General features: G+C 55.7%; 9 protein-coding genes. 1 reads left to right on the forward strand and 8 read right to left on the reverse strand.

Annotated elements, in window-relative coordinates:
• Nucleotides 1-47 precede the first annotated feature (47 nt).
• The 3 genes from TH3_RS02640 to ehuR form a co-directional block, all read right to left on the reverse strand.
• Nucleotides 48-1331 carry a TRAP transporter large permease gene (locus tag TH3_RS02640; RefSeq protein WP_007088942.1) on the reverse strand — a complete coding sequence of 428 codons (1284 nt, stop codon included), beginning with the start codon at nt 1329-1331 and terminating at the stop codon, nt 48-50.
• Nucleotides 1332-1342: 11 nt separating this feature from the next.
• Nucleotides 1343-1927, reverse strand: coding sequence for a TRAP transporter small permease (locus tag TH3_RS02645; protein WP_223304984.1), 585 nt, complete (start codon nt 1925-1927; stop codon nt 1343-1345).
• 153 nt (nt 1928-2080) lie between these two features.
• Entirely contained in the window at nt 2081-3478 is a 1398-nt protein-coding gene (ehuR, locus tag TH3_RS02650; protein ID WP_007088940.1) for a MocR-like ectoine utilization transcription factor EhuR, read from the reverse strand.
• A 238-nt stretch (nt 3479-3716) separates the two neighbouring features.
• Between ehuR and TH3_RS02655 the strand changes: the two genes are divergently transcribed.
• A complete protein-coding gene (locus tag TH3_RS02655) occupies nt 3717-4736 on the forward strand; it encodes a TRAP transporter substrate-binding protein (protein WP_007088939.1) in 1020 nt (339 codons plus the stop codon).
• 208 nt (nt 4737-4944) lie between these two features.
• Here the strand turns inward: TH3_RS02655 and TH3_RS02660 are convergent, their stop codons facing one another.
• The 5 genes from TH3_RS02660 to TH3_RS02680 form a co-directional block, all read right to left on the reverse strand.
• Nucleotides 4945-6345, reverse strand: coding sequence for an aspartate aminotransferase family protein (locus tag TH3_RS02660; protein WP_007088938.1), 1401 nt, complete (start codon nt 6343-6345; stop codon nt 4945-4947).
• A 39-nt stretch (nt 6346-6384) separates the two neighbouring features.
• Nucleotides 6385-7872, reverse strand: coding sequence for an NAD-dependent succinate-semialdehyde dehydrogenase (locus tag TH3_RS02665; protein WP_007088937.1), 1488 nt, complete (start codon nt 7870-7872; stop codon nt 6385-6387).
• A gap of 178 nt (nt 7873-8050) precedes the next feature.
• Nucleotides 8051-8299: a hypothetical protein gene (locus tag TH3_RS02670; RefSeq protein ID WP_007088936.1), complete on the reverse strand. Its 249-nt coding sequence runs from the start codon at nt 8297-8299 to the stop codon at nt 8051-8053.
• 26 nt (nt 8300-8325) lie between these two features.
• Nucleotides 8326-11514: an ABC transporter transmembrane domain-containing protein gene (locus TH3_RS02675; RefSeq protein WP_007088935.1), complete on the reverse strand. Its 3189-nt coding sequence runs from the start codon at nt 11512-11514 to the stop codon at nt 8326-8328.
• Between the two features lie 87 nt (nt 11515-11601).
• On the reverse strand, nt 11602-12381 hold the full coding sequence (locus TH3_RS02680) for an MBL fold metallo-hydrolase (protein ID WP_007088934.1): 780 nt from the start codon (nt 12379-12381) through the stop codon (nt 11602-11604).
• Between the last annotated feature and the right edge of the window lie 47 nt (nt 12382-12428).

The raw sequence follows: 12428 nt of genomic DNA on the forward strand, positions 1-12428 counted from the left end.
TGATATTGTGGTTCGTCTTTTCCGGGACGATCCCGGATTCCTGCCGATTAACGGAATGCCATGGTCGGCAGGAACAATGCGATCTGCGGAACAAAGACCAGAATCACCGCGGCTAGCAGAAGCATGAAGATAAAGGGCGGCGTGCCCCGGATGACCTCGTAATAAGGTCGCCTGAAGATCGCGATGGCGGTGAAAATATCGCAGCCAAATGGTGGTGTTGCCGACCCGATGGCGACCTGCAGGGTCACCAGCGTGCCAACCAGAACCGGATCAAGCCCGGCATCGCGCACCAGCGGCATGAAGATCGGTGTCAGAACCAGAATGACCACAATCGGATCAACGAACATGCAACCGATAAAGAACGCGATGCAGATTGCAGCCAGGATCAGATAGCTGTTTGCGCCTTCAAGGCCCAATGCACCGATCACGTGCTGCGGGATCTGGGCAAAGGAAATCACGAACGAGAATGTTGTCCCCGCGCCGACAAGGATGAAGACCACAGCGGTAATCAGGCCGGTCGAACGGGCAATTTCCAGAAGTTCGGACCATTTCACCGACTTGAAGATCATGACTTCAAGAATGATGGCATAAACCACGGAAACGGCTGCGACTTCGGTCGGGCTGACCCAGCCGAGATAAATGCCGCCAACAATCAGAACCGGGAACATGATGGCCGGACCGGCATTGATGACGGCCTTGCCACGTTCTGCCCAGCCCATGCGCGGGATGGTCGGGATGTTGTTCTTTTTCGCGTAGTAAATGCAATAAGCCGAAAACATCAGCAGGATCAGGATGCCCGGGCCGATACCAGCCAGGAACAATTCACCAATCGACACCTTGCCGACCACGCCAAACACGATCATGCCAATTGATGGCGGGATCAGAAACGCGATGTCACTGGCATTGATGATCAGGGCCATGGCAAAGCTGTCTTTGTAACCGGCTTTCAGCATTTTGGGACGCAGCGGGCCGCCCATCGCGACCACGGTTGCCTGTGTCGAACCCGAAACAGCCCCAAACATCGTGCAGCCAAGGGCGGTGGTGACCGCAAGGCCGCCGCGGACATGGCCCACAAAGGTCATGGCAAGGTCGATAAGCCGGTTGGCCGTATGCCCCTTTGTCACGATATCGGCGGCAAAGATGAACATCGGCACGGCAATCAGTGCCACCGGCGAGATCCCCGTCACCATTTGCTGGATCAGAATTTTGGGATCAATCGGCATGTAGAAGGTGAAAGCGACGACGCTGGCCATGGTCAGCGGCACCATCATCGGGAAGCCCAGCACCAGAAGGACGAGCATCACAATCAGAATTGTGGTTCCAAGATCCATTTTCCGTCCCCCTACAGATGATGGTCGTCAGCGTCGGAAAACGTATCTTCCACCCGGTAGGACAGATGCGTCCCCGGTCTGAAGATATTCGTTGCCGCGGCAAGTACGAACTGGATCCCCGTGACCGTCAGGCCAAAGGGTACGATGAGGACGGTGAAATAATAGGGGATGCGAAGGGCCGGTGTCAGTCGGTTCGACTGGATCAGGGATGAAACATAGCCGACGGAGTACCATGCCAGAAGAAACAGAAGGGCGGCTGTGCCCAGCGTGATGATGATCATCATGATCTTGCTGGCCTGTGGGCCCAGCATATCGGTAAAGGCCGACATGCGAATGTGGCGACCCATGCGGGCGGCCTCGCTGATGCCGACAAACGTGACAAGAATGATCAGAAATTGATTGAGCTCTTCGGAAAAGAAGATGCTCGAACTGAAACCCAGCCGCATGATCACATTGGCGACCGTATTGACGGCCATGATCACGATGCTCCACCCCAGCAACTGACGCTCGACAACGGATAAACCGTCATCAAGCCGTTTCAGCACCGACAGCACCCCGCCTTGTGGCGAGGGAGCCTCCCCGTTAGAATCTGACATACGACCTCCATGATGCGCGTGCGAGACATTCTTGCTGAACGTTGTGTGTGGTTATTGGTTCCCTCCCACACGTTTCCTGTTCGCTTCGCGCCAGACCGTCAGAATAAAAACGGTTTGTGACGGTTCAATCAGATTTTTGTCATGACACAAAAATCAATACATAACGTCGAAGGCATGGACACCCGGCATCTGTTCCATCGTATGGCGGATCTGCATCAGCCCGTGATGCAGGGACGGGGTATCCACCGCTCCGCCGACACAAATCCGGATGGCATTCGGGCGGGGGACCTTGACCGTCATGAACGGGTCGGAAATCGTCACGGCAACGCCGTTTTTCCTCAGTTCTGATGCGAACCATTCTTCCTGCCAGTGATGCGGAATGCGCACCCAGGCGCTTAGCGATGTGGGGTGATGGCGGACCACGGCATCCCCCAGTATTTCGGCAACAAGGGCCTGTCTTTCACGCATCAGGGCGCGTTGGACCGTTACCGCCTGATCAACGGTGCCATCAGTGATCCAGCGCGCGCCGATCTCGGCCATCAGGGGGGTGCCCATCCAGCCGGTGACTCGCAAAACGCTGCTGGCACGGATCGACAGATGCTGTGGCACGACCAGAAAACCGGTACGAAGCCCCGGCATGACGATCTTGGTCAGGCTGGAAACATGGAAGCCCAGCCGCGGCAGGAAACTTGTGATCGGGGGCAGGTTCTGTTCCAGAAGCGGGCGATACACATCGTCTTCGATGACATAAACGCCGTAATGTTCGGCGATCTCGGCGATTCGTTTGCGCCGTTCCAGCCCCATCAGGCAGTTGGTCGGGTTGGTGTAGATCGGGGTCACGACAAGGGCGCGGATGTGGCGCGCACGGCATTCACGTTCAAACGCGTCGGGCAGAATGCCTTCGTCATCGGTTGGCAATGCGCCCAGCTTGAAGCGAAGGATGCTGGCGGTGCCAATGACACCATGATCGGTCAGGCTTTCGGTCAGCACGACATCGTCGGGCTGAACCACGGTGGCAAGGGCGGTAAAGACCCCCTGTGCCGCGCCATTGGTGATCAGGATGTTGGGAAGCTCGGCCGAAATTCCCATCGATGCCAGCCATTTGCTGCCGATTTCGCGGTGGTATTCGAACCCTGCGACCGGGCGGCAGCTTTCCATCCAGTTGTGGTGGGTTTCCTCGGCCAGTTTGCCGTGTATCTGGCGCGACAGATCATTGTGGAAATCGGTATAGGCCGTGCGCACAATCGACAGGTCGATCAGGTCGGGCTGGCGATTGTCCAGAATGAAGGTCGATGCGCGATCTGTCAGGCGTGCCTGAACGAATGTGCCGCGACGTCGTTCCGACCTGAGATAACCCTGTCGTTCTACTTCCTTATAGGCCGCACTGACGGTTTGCACGCTGACATGCAGCCGATAGGCCAGTTCACGATGGGTCGGCATGCGGACATCATGGCGAAGGCGTCCTGCCTCGATATCGGTGATGATCGCTTCGACAAGGGCCTTGTATTTCGGTCCCGTATCGCCGCTCAGGTCAATATTTGGCAGCCACATCCTGTTGATTTCCAGCCTTTTCTACCCTTGTGCCCCCTTGGGGGTTTTTCCAACCCTAACATGACCTGAGGGTTAATGTGTAGACGTCAATGTTATTTTGTCATGATACAAAACTAACATTGACCTGATGCAGGAACATTTCAACACTTTGCGCGTTCATAACATTGATGTGCCAACTAATCGCCGCCGATTAAGGGTTAGATCCCGGTCGTCGCGGCACAATAAGGGAGACTTCGATATGAGTTTGAACAAGCTCTTCAAGGCGACCCTGTCTGCCGCCGCAATCTTTGCGGTTGCCGGGACAGCCGCCCAAGCCGAAGAATGGAAATTTGCGCATGAAGAAAGCCCGGGCGATGTGCAGGACCTGTATGCACAGGAATTCAAGCGCCTGGTCGAGGAAAAAACCAACGGTGATGTGACGGTTACCGTCTACACCTATGGCCAGTTGGGTACCGAAAACGACATTACCGAACTGACGACGGCGGGGGCTGTCCAGTTCTCGAACGCGTCGCCGGGCCATCTGGGCACCTTCGTTCCGGAAATTCAGGTTTTCGGCGTTCCCTACCTGCTGTCGCAGGATAACGAGGTGAACAAGGAAGTCCTGTCGAGCAGCCCGACGATCTATGACGGTCTGTCGAAGGATTTTGAGTCCAAGGGTCTTAAGCTTTATACCATGTATCCCGAAGGCGAGATGGTCTGGACCACCAAGAAAAAGGTGACCCAGCCGTCCGAATTTGACGGGGTGAAATTCCGCGTCATGACGTCGCCGATCCTGATCGAAAGCTATGAGTCCTTCGGTGCCGATCCGGTGGCGTTGCCTTGGGGTGAAGTTTATTCCGGCCTTCAGACCAGCGTGATCGATGCACAGGTCAACCCGATCTTCTTCATCGAAAGTGCGAAATTCTATGAAGTTACCGACTATCTGATCTATGCCGGTCAGCAGCAATATACCACCACCGTGGTATCAAATGCCGCCTTCTATGAAGGTCTGTCTGACGAGCGCAAGGATATGCTCAAGGAAGTCAAATCGGAACTTGATGACTTCATCTACGAAGCGCAGCAAAAGGCAAATGCCGAGGCACTTGATCGCATCAAGAAAGCCAAGCCGGAAATCGAAGTCATTCGTCTGAATGATGAACAGCGCGCGGCATTCAAAAAGGCGTCGGCCGGTATTGGTGACAGCCTTGTCAAGGAAGTCGGTGGTGACACCGAAGAAGTGCTGAAAGCGCTCCGCAAGGAATTCGGCACCGAGATGTAATCATCTCTGACCGCAATTCCCCCTTAGCGGGATGATATCGGAAACCCCTGCCATGTTGGCCGCAGGGGTTTCTTTTTGTCTGCTTGGTAGAGGCAGGTGTCGAAAAAAAGATTTTGTACTGACAAAAAAACAGAGGCCGGCATGGGTCCGGCCTCTGTGGTGCACCCGGTCGTCATAAAGAAGACCGGGTGGGATGGTGTGAGACGGGTTACTTGCCGCTTGCGACCTCGTTAGCAACCGCATCGACGGCCTGTTTGGCGATGTCGATGACCTTGTCGATTTCGGCCTTGGTGATGCAAAGCGGCGGGGCAAAGCCCAGAATATCGCCATGCGGCATGGCACGTGCGATCATGCCGCGTTCAAGGCAGGCGGCCGAAACGCGCGGACCGATTTTCGCATTCGGATCGAACCGTTCCTTTTTGGTTTTATCGGCGACAAATTCCAGTGCGGCCATCAGGCCGACACCGCGCGCCTCGCCAACCAGCGGATGCTCGTTAAAGGTTTCGCGCAGGCGTTTCTGGAAATAGCCCCCGGTATCGGCCGCATTGCCGGTCAGGTTTTCACCATCGACAATATCAAGGTTGGCATTGGCGGCAGCCGCACAGACCGGATGGGCGGAATAGGTCCAGCCATGGCCGATCGGCCCCATCTGATCCGAACCCTGTTCCAGAACCTTCCAGACGCGTTCGCCAATGATGACACCCGACAGCGGCAGGTAGCCAGATGTGACACCCTTGGCAATCGTGATCAGGTCGGGCTTCATGCCGTAATGGTGCGACCCGAAATAGGACCCGGTACGGCCAAAGGCGGTGACAACCTCGTCGGCGACCAGAAGAACATCATATTTGTTCAGCACCTTCTGGATCGCGTCCCAGTATCCTTCGGGCGGGGTGATGATGCCGCCCGTACCCATGACCGGTTCGCCGATGAAGGCGGCAACGGTTTCCGGGCCTTCGCGCAGGATCATTTTTTCAAGGTCATCGGCACAGCGTTTGGCAAATTCGGCCTCTGTCTCGCCCGCGTCGGCATTCCAGTAATGGTGCGGGCAGGTGGTGTGCAGGATCGGCGCACGTGGTAGGTCAAACGCGTTGTGGAAGGCGGCCAGCCCCGTAAGGCTGCCGGTCATGATGCCCGAACCATGGTAACCGCGCCAGCGCGAGATGATTTTCTTCTTCTGCGGCAGGCCGCGGATATTGTTGTAATACCAGATCAGTTTGATGTTGGTTTCGTTCGCATCCGACCCCGACATGCCGTAATAGACGCGCTGCATGCCTTCGGGGGCGGATTTGACGATGCGATCCGACAGGCGGATGACCGGCTCGTTCCCGTGCCCGACATAGGTGTGGTAATAGGCCAGTTCCTTGGCCTGGGCGTAAATCGCATCGGCGATTTCAGTACGGCCATAACCGACATTCACACAGTAAAGACCGGCGAAGGCATCAAGGGATTCCTTGCCTTCGGTATCATGGATATAGATGCCCTTGCCGCCATTGATGATGCGGTTGGGGGTTTCGCCCGCCGCGTGCTGGCGCATGTGGGTCGAGGGATGCATGAAATGGGCGCGATCCATTTCCTGCAAATCGGCGGTGGTGTTTTTGATGACATTCATTTTGCTTCTCCCATGTGAATGCGGTGGCTGCTGCGCATGTTACTGTTTGAACGCGGCGCAGACATATTTGAGTTCTGTGAATTCTTCGAGGCCGTGGCGCGACCCTTCGCGGCCAAGGCCGGATTGCTTGACGCCACCAAACGGGACCGGTGCGCCGGTGATTTTCACGCAGTTCAGTGCGACCATGCCGTATTCAAGTGCGTTTGAAACACGCGCGGCGCGATCATGATCCTTGGTATAGACATAGGCCGCCAGACCATATTCGCTATCATTGGCGCGGCTGATGACTTCTTCCTCGGTATCGAACGGGATGACCGGGGCAACCGGGCCAAAGGTTTCCTCGTGATAGATTTTCATATCTTCGGTCACATCGGCCAGAAGGGTCGGGGCATAGAACAGCCCGCCCATCTTTTTGCCACCGGTCAGAACGCGGGCACCCTTGGCGCGGGCATCTGCAACATGTTCATCGCATTTGGCAACCGCACGATCATGCATGAGCGGACCGATTTCGGTGGTGTCATCAAGCCCGTTGCCAACGCGCAGTTCGCCGATTGCCTTGGCATATTTGTCAAGGAACGCATCATAGATATCACGATGGACAAAGATGCGGTTCGCGGCAAGGCAATCCTGCCCGCTGGTGGCGAATTTGGCACCAACGGCGTGATTGACAGCCTCATCCAGATCGACATCGGGGAACAGGATAAACGGGGCATGTCCGCCCAGTTCCATCGACATCTTTTTGACGGTCTGAGCCCCTTGCGACAGCAGCAGTCGGCCGACTTCGGTCGAGCCGGTAAAGGACAGTGCGCGCACAACCGGGTTGCCGCAAAGTTCGCCAACAACCGGATTGGGATCGCCGGTCACGACGTTAAAGACACCGGCCGGGATACCGGCCCGTTCGGCCAGTTCGGCAAGGGCGGTGGCCGAAAACGGCGTTTCGGTCGCCGGGCGGACAATCATGGTGCAACCGGCGGCCAGTGCGGCGGCGGCCTTGCGCGTGATCATCGCACACGGGAAGTTCCACGGTGTTACTGCCGCGGTGACGCCAACCGGTTCGCGTTTGACGGTCATATTGCGACCGGGCAGGTGGGACGAAATATTTTCGACATTCACCCGTTTGGCTTCTTCGGCGAAGAATTCGATGAAGCTTGCGGCATAATCAATCTCGCCACGGGATTCCGAAATCGGTTTGCCCTGTTCAAGTGTCATCAGAAGGGCGAGGTCTTCCTTGTTTTCGATCAGAAGATCAAACCAGCGGCGCAGACGCGCGGCGCGATCCTGCGGCAGAAGGGCGGCCCATGCCGGAAAGGCCGCATGGGCCGCGGCAATGGCGTTACGGGTTTCGGCAATGCCCATATTGGGCACGGTTCCAAGAAACGCACCGTCGAACGGATTGGTGACTTCGATAACCTGACGGTTGTCGGCCGAGCACCAGCGACCATCAATATAAGCGTGTTCGCGCAGAAGCCGAAGATCGGACAGCTGGCTTAACGACACGCAGCGCTGTTCTTTGAGTTGTGCCGTCATGAAAACCTCCTTGAAACAAGGCCGCGCCTATGGCGTCAGCCCCTGTTTTGTTGAACTGCCAGCAGGCTATCAACAAGCTGGCAGAGGAGGTCTCCGAACTCGATGCGATTTGATGCGGTTTTTTTGGCAAGCCCCGGTCGAAAGCAGATGTTTTTTCTGTCGGGGGCTGTGCGGATATTCAATCGTCGGCGTTATCTTTGAGAAAAGCGCGCATTTCGCGGCGTTCGCGCCGTTTCTCGATGACGGTGCGGATGATGATCACGGCAAAGAACAGCACAACGATGCTGGTGGACATCGGAAAGGCGACCGGGATGCCGATGATAAAGACAATGGCACCCAAAAGCCCGCCGCCGATCATCGCCGCCATTCCGCCAAGCAAGGCGATGGCGAAAACGGCGGCGATGATGATGGAGGCAAGCTTGTTCATAACAGGTCCGGTCGAGTGTAATTCACTCAGCCACTGCGGCTGGTAAGCTGTTTGGTGGTGACATCAACACGGTGGGCCAGAACGCGGATCAGCTGAACGGCAACCGCCTGGTCCTGTCGGACAAGGCCAAGGAACTCGTTTTTATCGAGTTTCAGGACCGTCATTTCCTCGACCGCGCGAATGGTTGCGGAACGCGGTGCATCGACCAGAAGGGCGATTTCACCAATGACTTCCTTGGGTTCGACATCGCGAAGCTTGATTGTTTGGGCTTCGTCGGTCGTCAGCCAGATTTCACCGCGCCCGGAAATCACGATAAAGGCCGCATCCCCCGGGTCGCCCTGTTTGACCAGAACCTCGCCGCGTTTGAAGGTCAGACGCGGGCTGGTAAAGGCAAGCAGCTTGATCACGCTGGGGTCAAGGCCGGCAAACAGCGGAATGGTCCGAAGCAGCCGGACTTCCTGTTCGATGCTGCCATCATTTGTATCAGATGCGGTTTCGGCGACTTCGTCTTCGGCCTGTTCGGCGTCGGCATCGTCGATTGCATGGCTTTGGCGTTTAACGATTTTGCCGTTCGCCATATGCAGATAGGTTCCGAAACGCTGGCTGTCGGTTTCATCACCATCAACCCAGATCACACTGCGATGTTCGGATTGCCCGGTCAGCCAGTCAATGACCTGTTCGCGTGTTTCACGGTCCAATGCCGAAAGAGCTTCGTCCACAACCATCAGATCGGGATTCTTGATCAGGGCACGGACCAGCGCGATTTTCTGACGCAGGCTTTGTGAAACGCGGCTGCCGCCGACACCGACCTGACTATCAAGGCCAAGTGTGACAAGCGCCTCGTAAAGGCCGCCCTCATGGGCGATTTCAAACAGTACTTCGCCAACACGTTCTTCGGAATTTGCACGGCCATAGGCAAAACGACCGAACAGAAGGTTGTCGATGACGGGCGCCGCCGCGGCATATTCATCGACCTTGAAGAAGTCGATCATGTCCGCCAGATCGTCGGGCAGTTTGCCATAGAATTTCGGACGCGCTTTGAGGACCAGCTTGCGGAATTCGTCATCGATGACGCGCAAACGATGGCGTGCCGGGGTCAGGTTCATGGCGACGTCAAGGAGGCGTAGCTTGTCCTCGGCGCGCATATCCGTGATCGCGACCCCGTCGGTGCGTTTCAGCATGTTTTTGACCTCGGGCAGTTCGTCGGCCGAGATAAAGCTGTAACGGTCAAAGAATTCGTGTCCGGGCGGCAGGCCGGTAAACAGTTCAACCATCAGATCAAGCGTGTCGCGGCCCATGCTGATCATGACGTCGTAAAGCCCGGTTTCGCGCAGGGCTTCCTGCATATAGGGATGCGACAGAAATGCCGTGCGTTCGAAATCGGACCGGGCCGGGGCACCAAACAGAATGTTGACGCCGACCGGTGCGTTGTCGTTGTAAAGATCAATGTCATAGGGTTCGACCAGATCGGACAGGCCACGTTCGGCAAGGATTTCCTTGAGTTTCGGGCGGGCCGTCAGAACGGCTTCGACCAGATCCGGGCGTTCTTTCGGATCAATGCGGCGTTGCAGGCCGATGCGGTAAATATCGCGGTCAAGCTGCACGACTTCAAGCAGGCGCATCAGTTCGACCTTCAATTCATCAATCGAATTGAAGCCCGGACCGATATAGTCGATCCATTCTGCCGCCGGGTCATAGGGGATATTACCGGACCGCTTGATTTCGTCGTACATCTCGTCGGTCAGACGCCATGGCAGATCGGTCGGATCGGTCAGTTCGATATGGTCGACAAATTTCGGCAGCGGCAGTTTCAGGTTTTCGTCATCGCCGTCACCGTCTTTTTCATCGCCGGTTTTGATAGCAAGGATCGGTCGGTGTTTCAGGCCATAAAACAGGTTGTCGGCGATGGTGCCGTTAAACAGATAGGCGTCATTGCCGATATAGGCCAGACGTTGCCCGAATGTGGATGCCGGAAGGTCTTCGGCATTGCGGTCGCTGAACTGGATGCGGCCACCGGTCGGGGTCAGTAACCGCGCGATCAGGCGGGCCAGTTGCGATTTTCCGCTGTCAGCCGAGCCGGTCAGAAGAGCCGAGCCCGGCAAGGGCATGTTGAACGACACATTTTCAACAACCCGGGTGCCGTCATCATCGACCCATGACAGGGCCGCGACATCAAGCGGTCCGGGCAGGCGTTCGGATTTCGGCGCGATCAGTTCGTGTTCACGGCCAAGATCAGGCAGTTCGAACTGTTCGTGAAGCTGTTCATATTTGATCCGCGCATCGGCAAGGCGCTGGTAATAGGCTAGAAGCTCTTTCCAGGGGGCCGACATATCCTTGTAGGCGGCAAGGGCCGCGACCAGCGCGCCGAAGCTGAGATCGCCCATGATCACCAGATAACCGCCGATGGAATAGAAGAAGAACGGCGTGATCTGGGCGATGAAGTTGTTCAGGAACTTGATAAAGAATTTGCGGAAATAGATTTCCTTGCGGATTTCAAAAATCCGGCCCATCCGCTGGGTGAAATGGGTCAGCTCGAAACCCTGCGTTTCATGGGCGCGGATATCGGTCGCACCGGCAACGACTTCGCCGATATGTTCAGACATGCGGCGCACATTCTGCACGCGCTGTTTGCCAAGCTGGTTCACGCGGCGTTGCAGTTTCGGGATCAGGTAGCCCTGCAACGGATAAAACGAAATTGCCGCCAGCCCCATCAACGGGTCCTGAATAAAGATAAAGGCGGTGATCGTGACCAGAATACCGCCCTGATAAAGCGGCAGCGAAAACGCTTCGCCAAAGAAACCGCCAAGCGGTTCTGCTTCGGCGGTGATCATGGAAACGATTTCGCCCTGGCTGGTTTTACGGAAATGCGGCAGCGGAAAACGCAGAACCCGTTCAAACAGGGTATAGCGCAACCGGCGCAAAAGCCGTTCGGACATCACGCCGACATAGACGTTGATGAAATATTTGAACCCGCCATTGATGAAGACCAGCGCGAGAAAGATACCAGACAGGGTGAACAGATATTCGATCTGGTTCAGTTCGATGCCAAGAACATCATAAGGTTCGCCAGCGCCACCGATTGCCTGGTTGACGATCAGCTTTGGCAAATCCAGCGAGTAATACAGAAATGGAAAGGAGATCACCGTGACCAAAGTCAGGATAATCTGCTGTAAGCTGCTGTGTTGCCAGATATAGGCAAAAACCGACTTTGGCATTCACGGGTCCCGTATTCTTGTCGGAACGGATTTTTTACCCGTTCCTATTGCTCGTTTTGATGCAGAATGTACCCGGCCTTTAAGGTTTTAGCCAAGTTCGAAACTTTGACCCGGTTCAACAAAGCCGCAAAAGCCGTCAGAATCCGCATCGGGCTTTGGATAGGCCTGATAGTGATAGAGCCACATTTTGGCTTTGATATCGGCAGGAAGGGTCACAAGCTGTTCGTAATGGGCATGAACGCCTGAGTGGCGAGGACCAAGTTCGCAGTCCTGAAAAATGATATCTGCTTTCTGGTACAGCGGCATATGGGCATCAGGGTTGAAAATCGCATCTGTCGTCAGGAAGAAGCTTTGTTTTTTTCCATGCCCGAACAGCGCGTAGGAAAGCATCGTCCCCTGGGACGTCACGATATGTTCAACCGGGATGACATCAAAATGCACGCCCTGCCATTCAAACCCCTTGGCCGGGCTGAGTTCATTGACCTTGAAATAGGATGACAGGCTGTTGTTGCCCTGATCGCTGATCTGAAGTCCGCCGCGCAGGCTGTGTTCCCAAAGCGGTTCAAGCAGGTCGTGAACGGCAAACAGTTTGGCCTGATGACCTTCGAAAATGAAATAATTGGCCAGTGCCATCCATTCCAGACCGCCAATATGATCCGAATGCAGATGGCTGATATAAACAGCATCAAAGTCATTGGGCATATAGCCCAGATTGCGCAGCGAGTGCCGTGCATCTGAACCACAGTCAATCAACATGCGTGCCGGTTGGTCACTGCCGGGCTGAACTGCTTCCAGAACCATATTGCTCTGGAAATTGTCAGCCGCCATGCAGAATGCCGAACCTGTCCCCGCAAACGTAAGCTTCATTCCCCGATCTCCCGACATTTTGTCGAAAGATTAGACGAGGTTTGGGG

Origin of the sequence: Thalassospira xiamenensis M-5 = DSM 17429 (assembly GCF_000300235.2) — a bacterium.
Lineage (GTDB): Bacteria > Pseudomonadota > Alphaproteobacteria > Rhodospirillales > Thalassospiraceae > Thalassospira > Thalassospira xiamenensis.